The organism is Dyella sp. ASV21, assembly GCF_016428975.1.
Taxonomy (GTDB): Bacteria; Pseudomonadota; Gammaproteobacteria; order Xanthomonadales; family Rhodanobacteraceae; genus Dyella.
On record NZ_JAELTT010000008.1, the window covers coordinates 26097 to 46743 of the forward strand.

The following is a 20647-nucleotide window of genomic DNA, read 5'->3' on the forward strand; positions in this document are numbered from 1 at the left end:
CAGGCTGCGGGCGTTGTCGCCGGAGGTGCGCTGACCGCGCTCAGAATGGCTGCGCGATGCGCTGCTGGGTGGCATCGTCCGGACGTGCCACCAGTGCCCCGGTGCGCATCAGGCTGACCGAGTAGTGGCCCTGGTCCACCAGAGGCAGGTAGACGCCGCTGCCGAACAACGCGTCCACCGCCGGCACCCACGCCGGGTATTGCTTGTGCAGATCGAGCAGGTCAAAGTCGCCCGCTTCCTTGAAATCGACCACGGTGCGCGGCGCCTGGGTTTCCTGCGCGGCATCGTCATAGCGGCCGGACAGGCGATCGAGACGGTAGAGCGGCGGCAGGCCGGCGAGCAGGGCGCCGCTTTTCCACTTCAGCACCACCGCCTCCAGCCGCCAGGCGTCGCCGGCGACTTGCACCTCGCGCGTGGCGCCATCCGGCCAATGCAGGGTGAGCGCCCAGCGTTGCGGCGAGAGAATGCGGGCATCGATATCCACCACCGGCGATTCTTCCGACCATAGGCGGTAGCCGCGCAGCGCCACACCCATGCCGGCGAACATCAGCGTAAGCGCGAAGGCCACCAGCACCAGCACGGCGCGCGCGGCCACCGCCACGGGTTGGCCACCGTGCAGACGCTCGCGCAGCGCCACCAGTTGCACCAGGGTGAAGATCAGGGCAATCGCCGCCAGGATCAGCAGGATCGTCGTCGGCAGGCGCAGCAGGGCGGTCCATTCCATCGTTATGCTTCGTAACTTCTGTACCGCACCGGGGCGGCGACGGCCGCATGATAGCGGTTGCCTTGCCGCCTGCGGGGTGGGTGCGCAACTCGCGGCGCGTAGGTGGCTTGCCTATACTCCACCGGTCCCTGTCGGAAACCCTTTCCATGCGCCGAACCCTGCTCCTGCTCCCGCTGTGCTCCGTGGTCGCCCTGCTTGCCGGCTGCGGCAACAAGGGACCGCTGTACATGCCCAAACCGACCCCGGCACCCGCCGCCGCACCGGTGCAGCCGGCCACGCCCGTGCAGTCCGCCAGCCCGACCACGGCCATCGTGGTGCATGGCTTCGTCACCGACCTGAAGGCCTTCGATGCGTTCGTGGCCACGCATCCCACGCCCGAACGGTTCCGCGCCACTTATCCGGATGTCTTGCTGGTGACGCCGGGCATGCCGAGCACGCGCGAGCTGCGCAACAACAACAGCCGCTACTTCGCGGAGCTGGATGAGCAGGGCCGCATCGTCGGCGGCAAGTTCATGTAATGGCGCTGCACTTCACCAAGATGCATGGCATCGGCAATGACTTCGTCATGCTCGATTGTCGCCAGCAGCCGTTCGCGCTGGACGAGGCGCAGATCCGCGCAATCGCCGATCGCCACGCCGGCGTGGGGTTCGATCAGCTGATCAGTATCGAACCGCCACGCGATCCGTCGTGCGCGTTCTACTACGGCATCTGGAACGCCGACGGCTCGCCCTCGGGCCAGTGCGGCAACGGCGTGCGTTGCGTGGCGGCATGGCTGCACCGGGCGGGCGAGCTGTCCATCGGCGATACGGTGCGGCTGGAGAGCCCCTCCGGTCCCGTCACCGTGCGTCTGCTTGGGCCCTGCGAAGTCACCGTGGACATGGGCGTGCCGGTGTTCGAGCCGGCACGGATTCCGTTCCAGGCCGAGACCGAAGCGGAGCGCTACCCCCTGCTGGTGAACGGCCACACGCTGGAGATCGGCGCGGTGTCGATGGGCAATCCGCACGCGGTGGTGGTGGTGCCCGATCTGCAGGCACCTGAACTGGCCGCGCACGGCCCGGCCGTGACCAGCCATGCGCGTTTTCCACAGCACACCAACACCGGCTTCGTCCAAGTGGTGAGCCGCGACCAGCTGCGCCTGCGCGTGCATGAGCGCGGCGCCGGCTGGACCCGGGCCTGCGGCACCGGCGCTTGCGCGGCGATGGCGGTACTGCATCGGCGCGGGGTGGTGGGCGAGCGCGTGCGGGTGGCTTTGCCTGGCGGCGAGCTGACCATCGACTGGGCCGGCCCCGGCCACACGCTGTGGATGACCGGCCCGGCCGCCTTCGTGTTCGAAGGTGAATGGCTCGATTCATCCGCCGTACGTTGAAAGCCGGCGCGCGAACATCGACACTCGGCCCTGCAATGCACCGTTCCAGCCCACCGGTTTGAGGTAACGCGCATGTCCGACACCGCAATCGCCGACACCCTGAGCGCCAGCGATGTGGCGGCCTACCTGCGCCGCCACCCGGAGTTCCTCAGCGAATTTCCCGAGTTGGCGGCCCAGTTGAAGCTGCCGCGCGAGCAGGGGCCAGTGGCCTCGCTGGCGGTCTATCAGCTGCAAAGCCTGCGCGAGAAAAACACCGAACTGGAGCGCCAGCTGGCCAGCCTGGTGAGCATCGCCGCCGACAACGAGCGCCTGATGCAACGCGTGCACGACCTCAACGTGGCCGTGCTGCGCGCGACCACGCCGGCAGTCGCCGCACGCAGCGTGGTGGCGCGACTGGCGGAAGATTTCCAGACGGATCAGGTGCGCCTGCTGCTGTTCGGGCCGATCAGCCTGCCGCCCGCCGATTGGCTGGTGCACGTGCCGGCCGGACGCGCCTCGGTGCCGGAGTTCAGCGACTTTCTCGCCAACCATGAGCCCGTTTCCGGGCGGCTGTCGGCCGAGCGCCTGTATCGCCTGTTCGGCGACCATGCACCGGAGATCCGCTCCTCGGCGATCATGCCGCTGGGCGAGTTCGGCATCCTGGCGATTGGCAGCGGCGATCCCGACCACTTCCAGCCCGGTATGGGCACGCTGTTCCTGAAGATGATCGCCGCCACCGTCACCGCGGCGCTGCGGCGCTCGCACGAAGGCATCTAAGCCGGAGCCTTGGGATGTCTGCGCAGGCACAGGTCGACGCCTGGCTCGCCCGCCTGGCGGGCGAACGCCACGCTTCCGTGCATACGGTGGATGGCTACCGCCGCGACCTGACCAAGCTATTGCGCTGGATGGAAGCTCAGGGCGTGGATCGCTTCGACGCGCTCGATGCGCACGGCATGCGCGGCTTTGTGGCCACCCAGCATCGCGGCGGCCTGTCCCCCAAGAGCCTGCAGCGCCTGCTCTCCTCCTGCCGCAGCTTGTTTCGCCACCTCACCCGCGAAGGCCTGCTGGCACACGATCCGCTGGCCGGTGTGCGCGGCCCCAAGGTGCATCGCAAGCTGCCACAAGTGCTGGATGTGGATGAGGCCGCGCAACTGGTGGAAGCGCCGGGCGAAGGCGCCTTGAACCTGCGCGACCGCGCCATGCTGGAGCTGTTCTATTCCTCCGGCTTGCGCCTGTCCGAACTTACCGGACTGCACTGGCTGGACCTGAACCTGGAGGCAGGCGAGGTGCGTGTGCTCGGCAAGGGCGCCAAGACCCGCATCGTGCCGGTGGGCCGCCATGCCGTAGCCGCGTTGCATGCCTTGGGCGAAGCCGAGGGCATGACACCCGAGCAGCCGGTGTTCAAAGGGCGGGGCGGCGCGCCGATCAGCCAGCGCGCGGTGCAATTGCGCCTGAAAACCCTCGCGTTGCAGTTGGGCATGCCCAAGCGCGTGCACCCGCATCTGCTGCGCCACACCTTCGCCAGTCATATGTTGGAATCCTCCGGCGACCTGCGCGCCGTGCAGGAGTTGCTTGGCCACGCCGACATCGCCACCACGCAGATCTACACGCATCTGGATTTCCAGCATCTGGCGCGCGTCTACGACGCCGCCCATCCACGGGCGCGACGCAAGCCCTAGCACCAGCGGGTTCGTCGTCGATTAATGCGGCGGCGGCTAGCATCGCGGCTTCCCTTGCTCGCGCATTCACGACGGCACCCTTGGACCGGCGCGGAGTCTACGGGGATGCCATGCCGTGCCCCGAAGGTTTAGCGATGCTGCCCTGGTTCTTTTTGTTGATCGGCTCCGGCCTCGCCGCCTTCACCATCAGCGCGCTCAGCGGCGGCGGGGCGGGCTTGATGTTGTTGCCGATCCTGCGGCTGGGCCTGCCGGCGGCGCAGGTGCCCGCGGCCTTGTCGATCGGCACGGCGGTGAGTTCGGCGTCGCGCATCGCGCTGTTCTTTCGGCACATCCATTGGCCCGTGGTGCGCTGGTTCGTGCCGGCGGCGATGCCCTGCGTGTGGCTGGGCGCGTGGCTGCTTACCTATGTGGAACCGGCGTACCTGGAGGCGGCACTGGGCCTGTTCCTGCTCGGCAATCTGCCGATGCTGCTGCGCCGGACAGCACCGGTTGCCGTATCGCACGAGCAGCCGCGCTGGACACTGGCCTTGATCGGCGGCGCGGCAGGCTTCGTGTCCGGCCTTACCGGTGCGGTCGGATTGATCTTCAACCGCTTTTATCTCAGCTATGGCTTGAGCAAGGAGCAGGTGATCGCCACCCGCGCGGCCAACGAGATCATCCTGCACCTTATCAAGTTGCTGCTGTACGGCCTGTTCGGCCTGCTCACACCCGAGGTGCTTGGGGCAGGCGCGGCCGTGGCGCTGGCGGCGCTGATGGCGAGTTGGGTATCGCGTCGCGTGCTGCCTTACCTCAGCGAGGTGCTGTTCAAGCGCATCGGCTACGCAGCGATGGTGTTGTCCGGTGTGTTCATGTGCAGCAATGCGACAGCCGTGTTGGCCGATCGCCATCAAGTGGCGCTGACCGGCAGCGCCTCGCGCCAAGGTTTCCAGACGCGACTGGATTGGGCCGAAACCCGGCTCACCATGGAGTTCAAGTACCAGGAGGGCTTCGAGTTCGAGCAGGTGATCGACTGGAGCGAATTGCCGCTCGATCAGCAGCAGCGCGCGGCGTCGCTGATCAAAGCAGCCGATCGCGTGGTGGTGGAAGAAGTACGCACATTGCGCCAGCGCTCCTACGAGCTTTACGTGTACCGCGACGGTCAGCTCGACAAGTACAAGCTGTAACCCTTTCGATACATCCCCGCGGGGCCTCGCTGAATCGCATTCAGACGCTGCCGGGAATACGCGAACGACTTGGATTTGCCGGCAGCGGCCCCACCTCTGGCGGATTCACAGTCTGCGGAGCCCTCCATGGAATCCTTTCACGCCACCACCATCGTCTCGGTGCGCCGCCACGGCCGCGTCGTGATCGGCGGCGACGGCCAGGTCACTCTCGGCAATACGGTGATGAAGGCCAATGCGCGCAAGATTCGTCGCCTGGGCAAGGGCGACGTGCTGGCGGGCTTTGCTGGCGCCACCGCCGACGCCTTCACCCTGTTCGAGTTGTTTGAGCAGAAGCTCGACAAGCACGGCGGCAACCTTACCCGCTCAGCGGTGGAGCTGGCCAAGGAATGGCGCACCGATCGCCGCCTGGGCCGGCTGGAAGCCATGCTCGCGGTGGCCGATAAGGATGCTTCGCTGCTGATCTCCGGCAACGGCGATGTGCTGGAACCCGAGCACGGCCTGATCGCGATCGGCTCCGGTGGTCCCTACGCGCAGTCCGCGGCGCTGGCCTTGATGGAGAACACCGACCTCGATGCCCGCGCCATTGTGGAGCGCGCGCTGAAGATCGCCGGCGATATCTGCATCTACACCAACCACAACACGTCGATCGAAGAGCTGTAAGCGCCTAGCGCGACGGCTATTCCGGCGTCGTCCCGGCATCCGCTGGAATGACGACAAACCCCACTTTCCGGTGAACTCATGTCCGAACTCACTCCCCGCGAAATCGTCAACGAACTCGACCGCTTCATCATTGGCCAGCACGACGCCAAGCGCGCCGTGGCGATTGCCTTGCGCAACCGCTGGCGCCGCATGCAGTTGGAGCCGGCGCTGCGCGATGAAGTAACGCCCAAGAACATCCTGATGATCGGCCCCACCGGCGTGGGCAAGACTGAGATCGCGCGTCGCCTGGCCACGCTGGCCAATGCGCCGTTCGTCAAGGTGGAAGCCACCAAGTTCACCGAGGTGGGCTACGTGGGCAAGGACGTGGAGTCGATCGTGCGCGACCTCGCGGACGTGTCCTACAAGCTCACCCGCGAGCAGGCCATGAAGCGGGTGCGCACGCAGGCGGAAGACCGCGCCGAGGATCGCATCCTCGATGCCTTGCTGCCGCGCCGCCAGCAGCCCACCGACTGGACCCACGACGCCGCATCGCCCAACGACACGCAGAACGATACGCGACAGAAGTTGCGCAAGCAGTTGCGCGAGGGTGCGCTGGACGAACGCGAGATCGACCTGGATTTCTCCGCCAATGTGGGCGTGGAAATCATGTCGCCGCCGGGCATGGAGGAAATGGGCCAGCAGCTGCGCCAGATGTTCCAGAACCTGGGCGGGGCCAAGACCCAGCAGCGCAAGCTGGCGATCAAGGTGGCGCGTCCGCTGCTGATCGACGAAGAAGCGTCCAAGCTGCTCAACGACGAGGAAGTGCGCTCGCAGGCCATGCAGGCCGCCGAGCAGAACGGCATCGTATTCATCGACGAAATCGACAAGATCGCCCAGCGCTCCGATTGGGGCGGCGCTGGCGTCAGCCGCGAAGGCGTGCAGCGTGACCTGCTGCCGCTGGTGGAAGGCTCCACCGTGTCCACCAAGTACGGCCCGATCAAGACCGACCATATGCTGTTCATCGCATCGGGTGCGTTTTCGCTGGCCAAGCCGTCGGACCTGATCCCGGAGCTGCAAGGCCGCTTGCCGATCCGTGTAGAGCTGTCGGCGCTGTCGGTGGACGACTTCAAGCGCATCCTGCGCGAGCCGCACAACGCGCTGACCAAGCAATACGTCGCCCTGCTGGGCACCGAGGGTGTGACGGTGGATTTCACGGAGTCCGGCATCGACCGCCTGGCCGAGGTCGCCTTTCAGGTGAACGAAAGCACCGAGAACATCGGCGCCCGCCGCCTGCACACCGTGATGGAGCGCCTGCTGGAGAAGATCTCCTACGAAGCTGCTGACAAATCCGGCGAAAACTACCGTATTGACGACGAATATGTCGATAAAAACCTGGGAACCCTGGTCAAGGACGAGGATCTCAGCCGTTACATCCTGTAAACAAGGGGAAAGCCCCCAGCTGTTAAAATTCTACCCATGGGAAATGTGATTGAACTCAAGACGACCGGCCAGCGGGCTCAGTTGCGCGAAGCGCAGCAGCAGAACCAACTGGTGCGGTTGTGGCGCGGCGAACTCGAACACGGCAGCTTTTGCGGCTATGTGGGCGGGGTGGGCCGTGAATTCTTCCTGCTGTGGGTGGTCGGCGACGGCATCACCTATGACGGCATGTATGTGATGCGTCATCGCGACGTCTCCGAGCTGGAGGCGCCGGACAAGCACGCCAACTTCATGGAGAAGGCGCTGGCGCACAAACACCTGATGCCACGCACGCCGCGCGGGTTCCCGCTGGATGACATCCGCGGGGTGATCCAGGCCGCCGCCGCGCAGGCTCCGGTGATCGGCGTGCATGTGGACAGCGAGGACGAAGCCGAGGTGTGCTACATCGGCCGTCTGATCAGCGTGGAAGAAGATGGCTTCAACATGCAGGAGATCTCGCCGGATGCCGAATGGCTGCGCGAGGCCTCGTTCTTCTCCTGGGACGAAGTCTCCACCGTGAGCATCGAGGATGGCTATGCCACCTCGCTGCTCGCCGTGGCAGGCAGCCCGCCGCCGCTGGAGCAGGGCGACTCGGGTGTGGGTCACGCCAACTGATCCCATCCAATAAAAAGGCCGGCTGCGAAGCCGGCCTTTTTATTTACCCAGGCCTTTGCTTGCCCAGGGACGCTCCGATTGACTCAGCGCGTGGTGGCAGGCGCCGGTGCCGGCATCGGCACGGGTGCGGGCGCCTTGGCCTCGCGCACTGACAGCGGCGCGCCCTTCACCTGTTGCTGGAAGAAATTCTCGATCAGGTGATAGACGTGGCTGCGCTGGCCAGGCAGGTTCAGACCGTGCTTGGCACCCGGATACGCCATGAACTGGAACTGCGTGCCGCGCTTCTGCATTTCCGCCATCAACTCGGTGGAGTTGAGAAACAGCACGTTGTCGTCCGCCATACCGTGCGCCAGATACAACTTGGCGGTGAGGCCGTCCAGCCAGGCCAGCGGCGAGCTGCGCGTGTAACCGGCATCGTTGTCCTGCGGACGACCCAGGTAACGCTCGGTATAGAAGGTGTCGTACAAGCGCCAGTTGGTCACCGGCGCCACGGCCACGCCGCCCGCCAGCTGATCGGAGGCCTTGGCCAGCATCATGGTGGTCATGTAGCCGCCGTAGCTCCAGCCGAATACGCCGATGCGGCGGCCATCCACCCACGGCTGCGACTTAAGCCACTGGATGCCGACCAACTGGTCGTCCACCTCGGCCACGCCCAACTGCTGGTAGATCGGCGCTTCGAAGGCATGACCGCGACGCGCCATGCCACGGTTGTCCAGGGTGAACACCACAAAGCCCTGGTTGGCCATGTACTGGTTGAAGTAGTCGCCCCACGCATTGGTGACCAACTGCGCATGCGGACCGCCGTAGTACATGTCGAATACCGGGTACTTCTTGGTCGGGTCGAAGCCGGCCGGCTTGTACACGCGGTAGTACAAGGTCTGTCCATCGTCCGCCTTGAGCGTGCCGAATTCCGGCTTGATCAGGCTGTCGCGGTAGTTCCAGAACGGATGCTTTTCATCCAGCTTGTTCGGCTCGATCCAGGTGACGAAGCTGCCGTCGGGCTTGTGCACGCTGACCTGCGGCGGGGTATCCACGCTGGAGAAGTTGTCCAGGTAGAAACTGCCGTCGTGCGCGAACTCGGCCAGGTGCGTGCCCGCCCCCTGACTGATCCGCTGCGGCGTCTTGGCCGTGCTGCCATCCAGCTTCAGCGCATAGACCTGGCGCTCGGGCACGGCGTCTTTGTTGGAGCTTACGTAGACCACGCCAGCGCGCTCGTCCACCGCCAGCACGCCATCGATGGGCCAGTCGCCTTCGCTCACCGCGTGCTTGAGCTTGCCATCCAGGCCGTACAGATACAGGTGGTGATAGCCGCTGCGCTCGCTGCCCCACAGGAAGTTCTGGCCATCGGCGAGGAAGGTGAGGTCATCGTTGAGGTTGATCCAGTTGTCGCTGGTTTCGCTGAGCAGGGTGCGCTGGGCCAGCGTCCTGGCATCCACCAGGCGTAGGTCCAGTCGCTGCTGGTTGCGTGGCATGCGCTGATAGGTGAGGTGCTTGCCGTCCGGCAGCCAGTTCACGCGGGTGAGGTAGATGTCGCTGTCCTTGCCCAGGTCGATCCAGCGCGCCGCGCCGCCCGCAGGCGCCACCAGGCCCAGCTTCACCGCCACATTGGGCTGGCCCGCGCCGGGATAGCGCTGATCGACCACTTCGGTGTGATCGGCGTAAAGCTCGGTGCGCTTGGTGACCGGCACCTTGGCTTCGTCGTAGCGCTCAAAGGCAATGGCCGAATCGTCCGGCGCCCACCAGTAGCCGGCACTGCGATCCATTTCCTCCTGCGCAACGAACTCCGCCTCACCGTTGTGCACGGTGCCGCCGCCGTCACGGGTGAGCTGACGGGTTTCATTGGTGGTGAGGTCGATCACCCACAGGTTCTGGTCGCGCACGAAGGACACGTAGCGACCCTTGGGCGAGATCTTTGGGTCGATCACGTTATCGCCGGCGTCGAGCGGCCGGGGAGCGGCATCCGGCGTGGCCAGCGAGTACACGTACAGCTTGCCGTTGAGCGGAATCAGCAACTGCTTGCCGTCCGGCGACCACTGGTAGCTGACGATGCCGTGCAGGCCGGCGGTGCGCTCGCGCTCGCGGCGCGCCTTTTCCGCATCGGAAAGCTGCTCGCCGTTGGGTTCGAGCTTTTTCGAATCCACCAGCAGGCGCGTCTTGTTGCCCTTCAGCTGGTATTCCCACAGGTCGAGCTGGGACTGGTCGTCCGGCCGCGCGCGCAGGAAGGTGACACGGCTGCCGTCGGGCGATATCTGCAAACCGCGCGGCGCGGCACCGGCCAGGCCGCCGCCGTCGAAGATGCGTTCAATGGTGAGTTTTTCGGCCATGGTCGGCAGGGCCACCAAGCTGAGGGCGGCAAAGAAAAGGGCGCGCATGGGACTTCCTTGGGCGACGCGGCGTACGCAACTACATGCGGCGATTAGAACGCGTCGAGCGTAGGGATGCCAGCGTTTTCCACACGATAGAGCACAGCGAAGCGGGCAACGCGTGTGCCCGCTCGCACGGCCCGCTCACGCCGGAGCCCTGGTTTTCAGTGCTTTGCGCCCTGCCCAAACAGCACCTTGCGCGCCGCCTCATCGGTGGACAGATCGAACTTGCCCTTGATGTCCTCGCCCAGCGCATAGGCGCGCTGGGTGGCGGGCCGCTCGCGGATCGCTGCGAACCACTGCTGCAGATGCGGGAAATCCTCCAGGCGCATGCCCTGGTTCTCATAGGGCACGATCCACGGATAAGCGGCCATATCGGCGATGGTGTAGTCCTTGCCGACGATGAAGGCCCGCCCTTCCAGCCGCTTGTCCAGCACGCCATACAGGCGGCGCGTCTCGTTCACATAACGGTCGATCGCGTAGGGAATTTTCTCGGCTGCGTAGTGGCTGAAATGGTGGTTCTGGCCGAGCATCGGGCCCAGTCCGCCCACCTGCCAGTACAGCCACTCCAGCACGTTGTAGCGGCCACGCACATCGCTGGGCAGAAAGCGCCCGGTCTTTTCGGCCAGGTACTGCAGAATGGCGCCGGACTCGAACACGCTCACCGGCTCGCCGCCATCGGCCGGCTGGGTGTCGACGATGGCGGGCATGCGGTTGTTTGGCGAAATGGCCAGGAAACTCGGCGCGAACTGCTCGCCCTGGCCGATATTCACCGGCTTGATGGTGTAGGGCAGGCCCGATTCCTCCAGGAACAGGACAATCTTGTGGCCATTGGGCGTGGGCCAGTAATAGAGCTCGATCATGGCGACTTCCTTGGGGCGGATATGTCAAAGAGGTTCGGGGCAAAGCGCGGCGATTCAAGCCACACACCGCCAGCGCCCGTCAACGCGCCGCACCGCCGCCGCGTTCCCGGGCAGGAGTTCCCACCGGAGTGACGCCATGAATCGCCTTCCCCGCGTTGCCGCCCTCATGCTTGGCCTCGTCTTGGCTGGCGGAGCGCTGGCCCAGCAGACGTCGTCCCCTGAATCGGCCGCCAGCGAGAAGGGCGCACCATCACGCGCGCATGCACCCAACGCACAGCAGCAGTTGCAGCGCATGACCAAGCAGCTCCAGCTCAGCAGCGATCAGCAGGCCAAGCTCGGCCCGATCCTGCAGCAGCGCGACCAGCAGGTGCAGGCCTTGCGTAGCGACAGCAGCCTCAAGCCCGCCGATCGCCGCGCCAAGATGATGGGCCTGATGCAGGACACCAACGCCCAGGTCGACGCGGTGCTCACCCCGGCCCAACGCGACCAGCTCAAGGCCATGCGCGAGAAGGCCATGGAGCGCGCGGAGGAACGTCGCGCCCAACATGCGCCGGCGTCCTCGCGCAGCAGCGGCTGAAGCCGCTCGGCGGCAGCCCGCGTACCTTCGGCTGCCGCCTTCACGTATGCTCCTGCGCTTATGTCCAGCGCAAGAACGGAGCAGGTATGACGCGCGTCGTCGTGGTCGGCAGTATCAACATGGACCTGGTGACGCTGGCATCGCGTTTCGCCGCCCCCGGCGAAACCCTGCTCGGCGAACGCTTTCTCACCGTGCATGGCGGCAAGGGCGCCAATCAGGCGGTGGCCGCCGCGCGCCTGGGCGCGCAGGTAGCGCTGGTCGGCGCGGTGGGTGACGACGCCTTCGGCACGCAACTGCGTGAAGGGCTGACGCGCGAAGGCGTCTCGCTGGAACACGTGGCCACCATCCCCGACTGCGGCAGCGGCACCGCCTCCATCACCGTGGCCGAAGGCGACAATCACATTATCGTGGTGCCGGGCGCCAACGCACGAGTGACGCCCGCGCAGGTGGAAGCCGCGCAATCGGTACTCGCCAGCGCTGACGCCATCCTGGTGCAGATGGAAATTCCGCTGGAATCGGTGGAGGCCACGCTGCGCCTGGGCCAACGACTCGGCAAGCCGGTGATCCTCAATCCCGCACCGGCCCGGCGCGTGCCCACCGACTGGCTCACGCTGGCACGCTACCTCACTCCGAACCAGCACGAGCTGGCGATCCTGCTCGGCGCCGATACGCAGGAAGATTTCCGCACGCTGATGCAACGCGCGCCCGCGCCCGTCGTACTGACCCGCGGCGCCGAAGGCGCGTGGTATCGCGAGAGCGGCGAGCCCATCCATCAGGCGGGCTTTCCCGTGCAGGCCGTGGATACCACCGGCGCTGGCGATACTTTCAATGCCGCGCTTGCCGTGTTCCTGCCCGAAGGCTTGCCGCAGGCCGTACGCAAAGCCTGTGCAGCGGCAGCGCTGTCGGTTACCCGACTTGGCGCACAGGGCGGCATGCCGGCACGCGCGGAACTGGATGCGTTCCTGGCGCGCGCCGCGTAAGCAGGCTGATTACTCCACCGGCCCCGGCGCGATCACATCGCGCTGACCGTTGATACCCATCGGCGAAACCAGGCCCGCTGCTTCCATGGCTTCGACCAGGCGCGCGGCACGGTTGTAGCCAATGCGGAACTGGCGCTGCACGAACGAGATCGACGCGCGACGCGTGCGCAGCACGAAGGCCGCGGCTTCGTCATAGAGCGGATCGAGTTCGGCGTCCGTACCTTCCTCGGTAAACAACTCGCCCGAGGCTTCGCTGGGCGGACCGGCAAGGATTTCGTCCTTGTAATCGGGTTCGCCGTAAAGCTTGAGGTGCGCCACCACGCGATGCACTTCTTCGTCGGCCACAAAGGCGCCGTGGATACGTTGTGGATAACCGGTGCCAGGCGGAAGGAACAGCATGTCGCCCTGGCCAAGCAGGCTCTCCGCACCCATCTGGTCGAGGATGGTGCGCGAATCGATCTTGCTCGATACCTGGAACGCCACGCGGGTAGGAATATTCGCCTTGATGAGGCCGGTGATCACATCCACCGACGGCCGTTGCGTGGCGAGGATGAGATGGATGCCGGCGGCGCGCGCCTTCTGCGCCAGGCGGGCGATCAACTCCTCGATCTTCTTGCCGGCCACCATCATCAGGTCGGCCAGCTCGTCGATGACCACCACGATCATCGGCAGCGTATCGAGCGTCTCGGGTACTTCAGGATGAGTCGGAAACGGGTTCATCAACGGACGTCCAGACGCCTGCGCCTCGCGCACCTTCTGGTTGTAGCCCGCCAGGTTTCGCACGCGCAGATCCGACATCACGCGATAGCGGTTTTCCATTTCGGCCACGCACCACGCCAGCGCGTTGGCGGCGAGCTTCATGTCGGTGACCACCGGCGCGAGCAGGTGCGGAATGCCCTCGTAGACCGAGAGTTCCAGCATCTTGGGGTCGATCATGATCATGCGCACGTCGTCAGGCGTGGCCTTGTACAACATCGACAGGATCATCGCGTTCACCGCCACCGACTTGCCCGAACCGGTGGTGCCGGCGACCAGCATATGCGGCGCCTTGGCGAGATCCGCCACCACCGGCTCGCCGGTGATGCCCTTGCCCATCGCCAAGGTAAGCAGGGAATCGGAATCGCGGTAAGCCGTCGAATCGAGGATCTCGGACAGCGCAATCATCTGTCGCTGTTCGTTGGGCAGCTCCAGACCCATGCAGGTTTTGCCGGGAATGGTCTCCACCACGCGAATGGAGGAGCGCCCAAGACCACGCGCCAGATCCTTCATCAGCGCGACGATCTGGTTGCCACGCACGCCGACCGCCGGCTCCACCTCAAAACGTGTGATGACCGGGCCGGCCGAGGCACCCACCACGGTCACCGGCACTTTGAATTCACGCAGGCGTTGCTCGATCAACTCACTGGTTTCGGCCAGCTGTACTTCGTCGACCGCGGTGAATTCCATGCGCGGCGGCGCCAGCAGAGTCAGCGGAGGCAACGCCGCCGTCGACCGCGGGCGCGGCGGGGCCACTGAATGCAAGGATGTCGCGGGTGCGACCGGAGCCGCGAGCAGCGCATCGTCGTTGGCCGCGAACCGGCGCACCGGCGCAATCGCCGAAGTGGCGACAAGGGGGGCGGCAACGATGTCATCGAGCGGATCGACCTCGATCGTGTCGGTTTCGCCATCAAGCGCGGTGTCGAACGGCACAGTCTCCGACGGTGCCGCTTGCACGACCGGCGACGGCAATGGCGCGGGCACGATCCGTTCTTCCACGATCGGCACGGAGAAGGAGGGCACCATCGGCGCCGTCATCGCGTTCGTGGATGTTGCAAGCAACGGCGCGGACGCCACCCCCGATGGAGCGGCAGCAACAGGCGAAGGCGTGCTGATCGCCGGGCGCGTGGCTAAGCGCGTCGGCGCTAGCGGACGCCCGTGCTTGGGCGTGAGCCAAGGCTCGCGTATCACCTTTTCATGGCGGGCAGCGTGGCGCACTGAAGTGGGCGTGGCGGCCGCCGGCGCGATACGTTCGGAGGGTGCATCCACAACGGGCGCCACCGGTATCGCGGTGGCCGTGGTGCGACGCGGTGGGTTGGCCCCCTTGTAGCGAGGCGTGCGCGGGTTTCGCTCCACCCGCCGCACCGCGCCTTGCGGGCGTCGCGTACGGCGATAGCCGCCACCACCACGACGCGAGGCGATCCACTCGAGCAGGCGCTGCAACAGCGCGGCCAGGTTATCCACCGCGCCCGCCACACGCTTGAACATGTCCGGCCAACGCGCCCCCAGATACCAGGGCAGGCCGATCCCCAGCAGGCCGAGCATCAGCAAGCAGCTCAAGCCCGCACCGAACAGGCCGCCAAAAGCATGCGACAACGCGCGACAAACCACGCCACCCGCCTGCGCATCGTCGGTGTATTGATCGATAACCAGCCCCTCCAGCGTGGCGCTGCTCATCAGCACGAGCAACGCGCCCAGCCAGAACCGGATCGTGCGCGTGTGCGCCGCCTGGCCGCGTTTGGCCAACCGCTTGGCGACATGCCAGATAAGGGGAATCAACCAGAGCGTGGACAGGCCGAAGCCGCCGAAGAGAAAAGTGAGCATGCCGGAGTGCGCAATACCGTTGCTTGCAAACTCAGCATGTTAGCGCCAACAGGTCACCTTCGTCAGTAAACGATGCGGCAACGTCTTGTTATTACAGACAGTCCTCCAGCGCGCAGGGCATGGATGGCAAGGACGACTCCCACACCGACCCGCTTGTGGATAACTCTTACTTGCCGATGCAGAACGAGCTGAAGATGGCGCCGAGCAAGTCGTCGCTGGTGTAGGTACCGGTGATTTCGCCCAGGGCGTGTTGCGCCTGGCGCAGTTCTTCGGCGGCGAGTTCGCCCGCGCGGGTGGCGAGCAATACGTGCCTGGCGCGCTCCAAGTGTTCGCCCACCAGTTCCAACGCCAATACATGGCGACGACGTGCACTGAAAGCGCCTTCGCCGCTGTTGGCACCGGCCAGTTGCTTCAGGTGATCGCGCAGCACATCGAGGCCCTCGCCGGTTTTGGCCGAGGCCCATACCCAGATGGCGCCGTCACGGGTTTCGTAGCGCGCGCCGACATGGCCGAGGTCGATCTTGTTGATAAGTACCAAGCGCTCCACCGTCGGCGGCAGGTCGGCGAGCAGGGCCAGGTCGTGGTCGGCATGCAGCGCATCGGTCACCAACAAAGCGACGTCGGCGCGCGCCAGTTCACCGTGTGCACGGCGCACGCCTTCGCGTTCCACCGGATCATCGGTTTCGCGCAGGCCGGCGGTATCGGCCAGTTCCAGCGATACGCCGTCGAGGTTGAGCTGCTCGCGCAACACGTCGCGCGTGGTGCCGGCGATGTCGGTGACGATGGCGCGATCACTGCCGGCCAAGGCATTGAGCAGGCTCGACTTGCCGGCGTTTGGACGGCCAATGATGGCTACGCGCACGCCATCGTTGAGGCGCACACCGCGTTGCGCTTCGCGCAGCAGTTCGCCGTGTTGCGCAAGCAACGCATCGAGCTGCCGGAGAATCAGCGGATCGGCGAGGAAGTCGATTTCTTCCTCCGGAAAATCAATCGCGGCTTCGATATGCACACGCACGGCGATCAACGCGTGCAGTACCTCGTGCACTTTGTGCGAGAACACGCCCTCCATCGAACGCAGGGCGGCGCGCGCGGCCGTTTGTGATCGCGCGGCGATCAGGTCGGCGACGGCTTCGGCCTGCGCCAGATCCAGCTTGCCGTTGAGAAAAGCGCGCTCGGTGAATTCGCCGGGTCGCGCCAGGCGCGCGCCCATGGCGCACACGCGGCGCAGCAAGGCATCGAGCAACACCGGGCTGCCGTGTCCTTGCAGTTCCAGCACATGTTCACCGGTGTAGGAGGCTGGCGCCGGGAAGTAAAGCAGCAAGCCGCGATCGATCAGCTCGCCATCGCCTTCGCGAAAAGCGGAGAAGTGCGCCTGCCGCGCAGTGGGGGCGCGGCCCAGTAATTCACAAGCGATGCCCGGCACCGCCGGGCCCGAAAGGCGCAACACGCCCACACCGGCGGCACCCGGTGCGCTGGCGATGGCGGCGATGGTATCGGTGTGCGTCATGGCGGCGATTATGGCGGTTGACGGAAGCAGCGGGGAAACGGATGCCGTCGCCGCAACGATCCACAAGGCCGCGGCAGGCGTGGTGCCTGTGGATAAAAGCGGTGGATAAGAAAAAGGCCGCGTCAGCGGCCTTTTTCTCCGGTGCCTGGCGACACTCAGGCCGCCTTGGCGTTTTCTTCCGCGCGCTCGACGCTACGCGTGATAAGCCACTGCTGGGCCAGGCTGGTGAGACCATTCACTACCCAGTACAGCACCAGGCCGGCCGGGAAGAACAGGAACATGAAGCCGAACACCACCGGCATCACCTTCATCATCTTCTGCTGGGCCGGGTCCATACCCGCCGCCGACGGCGACAGCCACTGGGTGGCCAGCATCACCAGGATGTAGATCACCGGCAGCACGAAGAACGGATCGGGCGCCGACAAGTCGTGGATCCAGCCGAAGAACGGCGAGTGACGCAGCTCCACGCTCTCCATCAGCACGCGGTACAGGCCGAAGAACACCGGCATGGTGATCAGCACCGGCAGGCAGCCCGACATCGGGTTGACCTTCTCCTTCTTGTACAGCTCCATCATGGCCTGCTGCATCTTCATCTTGTCGTCGCCGTAACGCTCCTTGAGAGCGTTCACGCGCGGCTGCAGCTTGCGCATCTTGGCGCCCGAGCGGAACTGGGCGGCGGTGAGTTTCCACAGCGCGGCCTTCAGCAGCAGCACCAACAAGATGATGGCCACGCCCCAGTTGCCGCTGATCGCATGCAACTTGGACAACAGCCAATGCAGTGGCTGCGCCACCACGGTCAACATGCCGTAGTTGGTGGTGAGGTCCAGACCCGGAGCCACCTGATCGAGCGTGCCCTGCAGCTTGGGACCGATGTACAGGCGCGAAGCGGTGGTGAGGCTCTGGCCCGGGGCCACGTTCAACGACGGACCCACGGCGCGGATCAGGTAGATCGGCTGCGCCGTATCCGGGTTGATCACGCTGGTGGAATAGGTGTTGGCATCCTGCGCCTGCGGAATCCAGGCCACAAAGAAATAGTGCTGCAGCATCGACGCCCAGCCGCCGGTAATGGCGTGGTTGAGCGGCTTCTTGGCGAAGTCGGCGAAGGGCAGGGTGGCCAGCTTGTCTTCCGGGCTGTACCAGGCGGCGCCATAGAAGCTGTGCGAAGACGGGTCGCTGAAGTTCTGCCACCAGCTCTTCTGCTGGGCTGGCGCCACGCGCTGCAACTGCTCGTAGGCATTGCCCTGCCAGGCGTTGCCGCTGCCGTTCTCGATCTTCTGGTCCATGCCGACCACGAAGCTGCCGCGCTTGAGCACGTAGGTCTTGGTGACCTTGAGGCCGGCCTCGTTCTGCCAACTCAGGTCAACCTTCAGCTCGTCCTGGCCCTGAGTCAGCGCGTAGCTGGACTGAGCCGCCTGGAACACGGCGCGATGATCGGGCGCGCTGCCCTGGTTGCTCACCAAGCCACTCTGCGCCACGAAGTACTGGGCCTGTTCGTCGTCGAGCAGGCGCACGGGCGCCGGATCCGGCGTCTTCTTGGTGGCCGGTACCGACGGATAGGTCAGCAACTCCGAACGCACCACGCTGCCGCCGCGGGTGTCCACGGTGAGGCGCAGCACATCGCTGGACAAGGTGATCAGCTGCGCGGATGCCTCGTTGGGCGTGCCCGGTGCGGTGTTGGCCGGCACATTGGCGACTGCGCTACTGGCGGTGGCACCCGGAACACTGCCATCGGCGATGGCCGGCGTTGCAGCGGTGGACGACGAGGCCACGGCGGCCTGCGGCTGCGGGCCGTAGTCCTTCTCCCAGGCCATGAACAACAGGTAGCCCACGGCCAACAGGGCGAAGATGAGGAACGTACGCGTTTGATTCATCGCGGAGCAGATCCGGTGGATGCCGCGACACCGGGCCGCGGAGGAGGGTGGAAAAAGGTCAACGCACGATTGTGCCGGCCGCATCGCCCGGCTTCAATGTGGCGGCTGGCCTCACGGAGCGCAGCTTTCTCCACAAACCGTCGAGTTCGGCCAGCAGTTCCGGGCCGGGCAGGCCAGCAGCCTGCTCGCGTGCCATCACCATGAGGTCGATGGCCGGAAGCTCAAGTCGAATGCGCCGGAAGGATTCGCGCACCAGGCGCTTGATGCGGTTACGTTCCACCGCGCGCTTGGACACACGCTTGGAAATAGCCAAGCCCAGGCGCGGCTGGCCTAGTTCGTTGGCACGATAGCGCACAGAAAAACAGCGGCCGCCGAAGCGGCCGCTGGTATGACGCAGAGCAGCGAAATCACCGGCGCGGCGTAGCCGCGCCTCGCGCGGCAGGCCGGCAGCACGCATCATGAGCGTGCTGCTTACGGGATCAGGCGCTTGCGGCCCTTGGCGCGACGAGCGTTGAGGATCTTGCGGCCATCAGCGGTCGCCATGCGAGCGCGGAAACCGTGAGTACGGGCACGCTTGAGCTTGCTGGGTTGGAAGGTACGCTTCGACATGGCTGAGTCCGAAGTTAAGGTAATAAAAAGGTTGGAAATTATGACGTCTGTCAATAGCCGCTGTCAAATGGGGGGTTGGCAGGGTTGACAAAGGCCTGTTTACTTCCTGTGGATATCCATGTGGATATCCATGCCGACTGGAGGGGTTCGTGCTGCTAGACTTGCCGGTCCACCCCGCGCGTAAGCGCTCCTTCCAGTGGTTGAAGATCTCCCATGAGTGACCTGTGGCGGCGCTGTCTCGAGCGTCTCGAGGGCGAATTGAACGCCGAAGACCTGCATACGTGGCTGATGCCCCTGCAGGCACGCGACGACACCCATGGCCTGCAGTTGTTCGCGCCCAATCCGTACACGCTCGACACGGTACGCGAACGCTACCTGGCGCGCATCGAAACGGTGATCAGCCAGCTGACCGGCCATGATCTTACGGTAAAGCTCGAAGTGGGCTCCAGTTCCCCGCGCCAGACGGCCAGCGGCAAGGCGCCTGCGCCCGTCGTGGCCCCGAAACTGGTGCCCCAGATCGTGGCGGAGCCGGCGGCACCGGCGTTTGGCCACAATCTGGACCCGCATTACACCTTCGAAACCTTCGTCGAGGGCAAATCCAACCAGTTGGGCAAGGCCGCCGCCATGCAGGTGGCGATGAACCCGGGCCGCGCCTATAACCCGTTGCTGCTGTACGGCGGCACCGGCCTGGGCAAGACGCACTTGATGCACGCCGCCGGCAACCTGATGCGCGAGCGCAACCCGGAATTCAAGGTGCTGTACCTGCGCTCGGAGCAATTCGTCGGCTCCATGATCGAAGCGCTGCGCACCAAGAGCATGGACGAGTTCAAGCGCCGCTTCCGCTCGGTAGACGCGCTGCTGATCGATGACATCCAGTTTTTCGCCGGCAAGGACACCACGCAGGAGGAGTTTTTCCACACCTTCAACGCGCTGTTCGAGTCCAAGCAGCAGATCATCCTCACCTGCGATCGCTACCCGAAGGAAGTGGACAAGCTGGAGCCGCGGCTGAAGTCGCGCCTGGGTTGGGGCTTGTCGGTGGCGATCGAGCCGCCGGATTTCGAGACCCGCGCCGCCATCCTGCTATCCAAGGCCCACGACAAGGGCGTGGCGGTAGGGGAGAACGTGGCGATGCTGCTGGCCAAGCGCATCCGCTCCAACGTACGCGACCTGGAAGGCGCGCTCAACACGCTCGCCGCCCGCGCCAACTTCTATGGCAAGCCGATCACCATCGACTTTGCCGAGGAGACGCTGCGCGACCTGTTGGCTACCCACGCCCAGGCGGTGACGGTGCCCAACATCCAGAAGATCGTGGCGGACTATTACCAGGTGCGCCTGCAGGATCTGCTGTCCAAGCGACGTGTGCGATCGCTGGCTCGCCCTCGCCAGTTCGCCATGGCGCTGTCCAAGGAACTCACCGAGCACAGCCTGCCGGAAATCGGCGAAGCGTTCGGCGGCCGCGACCACACGACAGTGCTGCACGCCTGCCGCACCATCAAGAAGCTGTGCGAAACCGACACACGGATGCGCCAGGATTGGGAACAACTGATCCGTATCCTCACCGGCTAACCGGCGCCTGTGTACGGATCGCTTGAAAAGTACCGTGGCAAGCTGTGGATAATAGGTGGATGAATTGGACGGCCAAGTTATCCACAATTG

18 protein-coding genes and 2 pseudogenes are annotated in these 20647 nt (G+C 65.2%); 11 read left to right on the forward strand and 9 right to left on the reverse strand.

Annotated elements, in window-relative coordinates; translation table 11 throughout:
- Positions 1–40 precede the first annotated feature (40 nt).
- Complete coding sequence (locus JHD67_RS04475) at positions 41–724, reverse strand: hypothetical protein (RefSeq protein ID WP_199097738.1); 684 nt, start codon at positions 722–724, stop codon at positions 41–43.
- A gap of 146 nt (positions 725–870) precedes the next feature.
- Here JHD67_RS04475 and JHD67_RS04480 point away from each other — a divergent pair, with 146 nt between their 5' ends.
- The 8 genes from JHD67_RS04480 (at position 871) to JHD67_RS04515 (ending at position 7641) form a co-directional block, all read left to right on the forward strand.
- Positions 871–1242, forward strand: a complete 372-nt coding sequence (locus tag JHD67_RS04480) for a lipoprotein (protein ID WP_199097740.1) — start codon at positions 871–873, stop codon at positions 1240–1242.
- On the forward strand, positions 1242–2090 hold the full coding sequence (dapF, locus tag JHD67_RS04485) for a diaminopimelate epimerase (RefSeq protein ID WP_199097742.1): 849 nt from the start codon (positions 1242–1244) through the stop codon (positions 2088–2090). Before JHD67_RS04480 ends, dapF begins: the two co-directional genes overlap by 1 nt.
- Positions 2091–2162: 72 nt before the next feature.
- The gene (locus JHD67_RS04490; protein ID WP_199097745.1) at positions 2163–2846 is read left to right on the forward strand and encodes a DUF484 family protein; all 684 of its coding nucleotides are present in this window, start codon (positions 2163–2165) and stop codon (positions 2844–2846) included.
- A 14-nt stretch (positions 2847–2860) separates the two neighbouring features.
- Positions 2861–3748, forward strand: a complete 888-nt coding sequence (gene xerC / locus JHD67_RS04495) for a tyrosine recombinase XerC (protein WP_199097747.1) — start codon at positions 2861–2863, stop codon at positions 3746–3748.
- A gap of 134 nt (positions 3749–3882) precedes the next feature.
- Complete coding sequence (locus JHD67_RS04500; RefSeq protein ID WP_199097749.1) at positions 3883–4911, forward strand: sulfite exporter TauE/SafE family protein; 1029 nt, start codon at positions 3883–3885, stop codon at positions 4909–4911.
- Positions 4912–5037: 126 nt separating this feature from the next.
- The gene (gene hslV, locus JHD67_RS04505) at positions 5038–5571 is read left to right on the forward strand and encodes an ATP-dependent protease subunit HslV (protein ID WP_199097751.1); all 534 of its coding nucleotides are present in this window, start codon (positions 5038–5040) and stop codon (positions 5569–5571) included.
- A gap of 78 nt (positions 5572–5649) precedes the next feature.
- Positions 5650–6990, forward strand: coding sequence for an ATP-dependent protease ATPase subunit HslU (gene hslU / locus JHD67_RS04510; protein ID WP_199097753.1), 1341 nt, complete (start codon positions 5650–5652; stop codon positions 6988–6990).
- A 36-nt stretch (positions 6991–7026) separates the two neighbouring features.
- Positions 7027–7641 carry a hypothetical protein gene (locus tag JHD67_RS04515; RefSeq protein ID WP_199097755.1) on the forward strand — a complete coding sequence of 205 codons (615 nt, stop codon included), beginning with the start codon at positions 7027–7029 and terminating at the stop codon, positions 7639–7641.
- 83 nt (positions 7642–7724) lie between these two features.
- On the opposite strand, the gene JHD67_RS04520 is transcribed toward JHD67_RS04515, so the two are convergent.
- Both JHD67_RS04520 and JHD67_RS04525 read right to left on the reverse strand, forming a co-directional pair.
- The gene (locus tag JHD67_RS04520) at positions 7725–10013 is read right to left on the reverse strand and encodes a S9 family peptidase (RefSeq protein ID WP_199097757.1); all 2289 of its coding nucleotides are present in this window, start codon (positions 10011–10013) and stop codon (positions 7725–7727) included.
- A gap of 155 nt (positions 10014–10168) precedes the next feature.
- Positions 10169–10867 (reverse strand): glutathione binding-like protein, encoded by a 699-nt coding sequence (locus JHD67_RS04525; protein WP_199097759.1) that lies wholly within the window; start codon positions 10865–10867, stop codon positions 10169–10171.
- 136 nt (positions 10868–11003) lie between these two features.
- On the opposite strand from JHD67_RS04525, the gene JHD67_RS04530 reads away from it, so the two are divergent.
- Both JHD67_RS04530 and rbsK read left to right on the forward strand, forming a co-directional pair.
- On the forward strand, positions 11004–11444 hold the full coding sequence (locus JHD67_RS04530; protein ID WP_199097761.1) for a hypothetical protein: 441 nt from the start codon (positions 11004–11006) through the stop codon (positions 11442–11444).
- A gap of 86 nt (positions 11445–11530) precedes the next feature.
- Entirely contained in the window at positions 11531–12424 is an 894-nt protein-coding gene (gene rbsK / locus JHD67_RS04535) for a ribokinase (protein ID WP_199097763.1), read from the forward strand.
- 9 nt (positions 12425–12433) lie between these two features.
- On the opposite strand, the pseudogene JHD67_RS22270 reads toward rbsK, so the two are convergent.
- From JHD67_RS22270 to rpmH, 6 genes and pseudogenes are all read right to left on the reverse strand, one after another.
- Positions 12434–13915, reverse strand: a pseudogene (locus JHD67_RS22270) (DNA translocase FtsK); the annotation flags it as partial.
- Positions 13916–14665: 750 nt separating this feature from the next.
- Positions 14666–15004, reverse strand: a pseudogene (locus JHD67_RS22275) (DNA translocase FtsK 4TM domain-containing protein); the annotation flags it as partial.
- A 166-nt stretch (positions 15005–15170) separates the two neighbouring features.
- Complete coding sequence (mnmE, locus tag JHD67_RS04545; RefSeq protein WP_199097768.1) at positions 15171–16511, reverse strand: tRNA uridine-5-carboxymethylaminomethyl(34) synthesis GTPase MnmE; 1341 nt, start codon at positions 16509–16511, stop codon at positions 15171–15173.
- Positions 16512–16666: 155 nt separating this feature from the next.
- Positions 16667–18382 (reverse strand): membrane protein insertase YidC, encoded by a 1716-nt coding sequence (gene yidC / locus JHD67_RS04550; RefSeq protein WP_199097770.1) that lies wholly within the window; start codon positions 18380–18382, stop codon positions 16667–16669.
- A 58-nt stretch (positions 18383–18440) separates the two neighbouring features.
- Complete coding sequence (gene rnpA, locus JHD67_RS04555) at positions 18441–18842, reverse strand: ribonuclease P protein component (RefSeq protein ID WP_233171639.1); 402 nt, start codon at positions 18840–18842, stop codon at positions 18441–18443.
- Between the two features lie 11 nt (positions 18843–18853).
- Positions 18854–18991, reverse strand: coding sequence for a 50S ribosomal protein L34 (gene rpmH, locus JHD67_RS04560; protein WP_019464789.1), 138 nt, complete (start codon positions 18989–18991; stop codon positions 18854–18856).
- A 213-nt stretch (positions 18992–19204) separates the two neighbouring features.
- On the opposite strand from rpmH, the gene dnaA reads away from it, so the two are divergent.
- On the forward strand, positions 19205–20557 hold the full coding sequence (dnaA, locus tag JHD67_RS04565; RefSeq protein ID WP_199097772.1) for a chromosomal replication initiator protein DnaA: 1353 nt from the start codon (positions 19205–19207) through the stop codon (positions 20555–20557).
- Positions 20558–20647: the final 90 nt, after the last annotated feature.

What these genes read in the sequence shown, in the direction of transcription:
- JHD67_RS04475 (WP_199097738.1), bottom strand. Translation starts at nt 724, where the DNA reads ATGGAATGGACCGCCCTGCTGCGCCTGCCGACGACGATCCTGCTGATC.
- JHD67_RS04480 (WP_199097740.1), top strand. Translation starts at nt 871, where the DNA reads ATGCGCCGAACCCTGCTCCTGCTCCCGCTGTGCTCCGTGGTCGCCCTG.
- dapF (WP_199097742.1), top strand. Translation starts at nt 1,242, where the DNA reads ATGGCGCTGCACTTCACCAAGATGCATGGCATCGGCAATGACTTCGTC.
- JHD67_RS04490 (WP_199097745.1), top strand. Translation starts at nt 2,163, where the DNA reads ATGTCCGACACCGCAATCGCCGACACCCTGAGCGCCAGCGATGTGGCG.
- xerC (WP_199097747.1), top strand. Translation starts at nt 2,861, where the DNA reads ATGTCTGCGCAGGCACAGGTCGACGCCTGGCTCGCCCGCCTGGCGGGC.
- JHD67_RS04500 (WP_199097749.1), top strand. Translation starts at nt 3,883, where the DNA reads ATGCTGCCCTGGTTCTTTTTGTTGATCGGCTCCGGCCTCGCCGCCTTC.
- hslV (WP_199097751.1), top strand. Translation starts at nt 5,038, where the DNA reads ATGGAATCCTTTCACGCCACCACCATCGTCTCGGTGCGCCGCCACGGC.
- hslU (WP_199097753.1), top strand. Translation starts at nt 5,650, where the DNA reads ATGTCCGAACTCACTCCCCGCGAAATCGTCAACGAACTCGACCGCTTC.
- JHD67_RS04515 (WP_199097755.1), top strand. Translation starts at nt 7,027, where the DNA reads ATGGGAAATGTGATTGAACTCAAGACGACCGGCCAGCGGGCTCAGTTG.
- JHD67_RS04520 (WP_199097757.1), bottom strand. Translation starts at nt 10,013, where the DNA reads ATGCGCGCCCTTTTCTTTGCCGCCCTCAGCTTGGTGGCCCTGCCGACC.
- JHD67_RS04525 (WP_199097759.1), bottom strand. Translation starts at nt 10,867, where the DNA reads ATGATCGAGCTCTATTACTGGCCCACGCCCAATGGCCACAAGATTGTC.
- JHD67_RS04530 (WP_199097761.1), top strand. Translation starts at nt 11,004, where the DNA reads ATGAATCGCCTTCCCCGCGTTGCCGCCCTCATGCTTGGCCTCGTCTTG.
- rbsK (WP_199097763.1), top strand. Translation starts at nt 11,531, where the DNA reads ATGACGCGCGTCGTCGTGGTCGGCAGTATCAACATGGACCTGGTGACG.
- mnmE (WP_199097768.1), bottom strand. Translation starts at nt 16,511, where the DNA reads ATGACGCACACCGATACCATCGCCGCCATCGCCAGCGCACCGGGTGCC.
- yidC (WP_199097770.1), bottom strand. Translation starts at nt 18,382, where the DNA reads ATGAATCAAACGCGTACGTTCCTCATCTTCGCCCTGTTGGCCGTGGGC.
- rnpA (WP_233171639.1), bottom strand. Translation starts at nt 18,842, where the DNA reads ATGATGCGTGCTGCCGGCCTGCCGCGCGAGGCGCGGCTACGCCGCGCC.
- rpmH (WP_019464789.1), bottom strand. Translation starts at nt 18,991, where the DNA reads ATGTCGAAGCGTACCTTCCAACCCAGCAAGCTCAAGCGTGCCCGTACT.
- dnaA (WP_199097772.1), top strand. Translation starts at nt 19,205, where the DNA reads ATGAGTGACCTGTGGCGGCGCTGTCTCGAGCGTCTCGAGGGCGAATTG.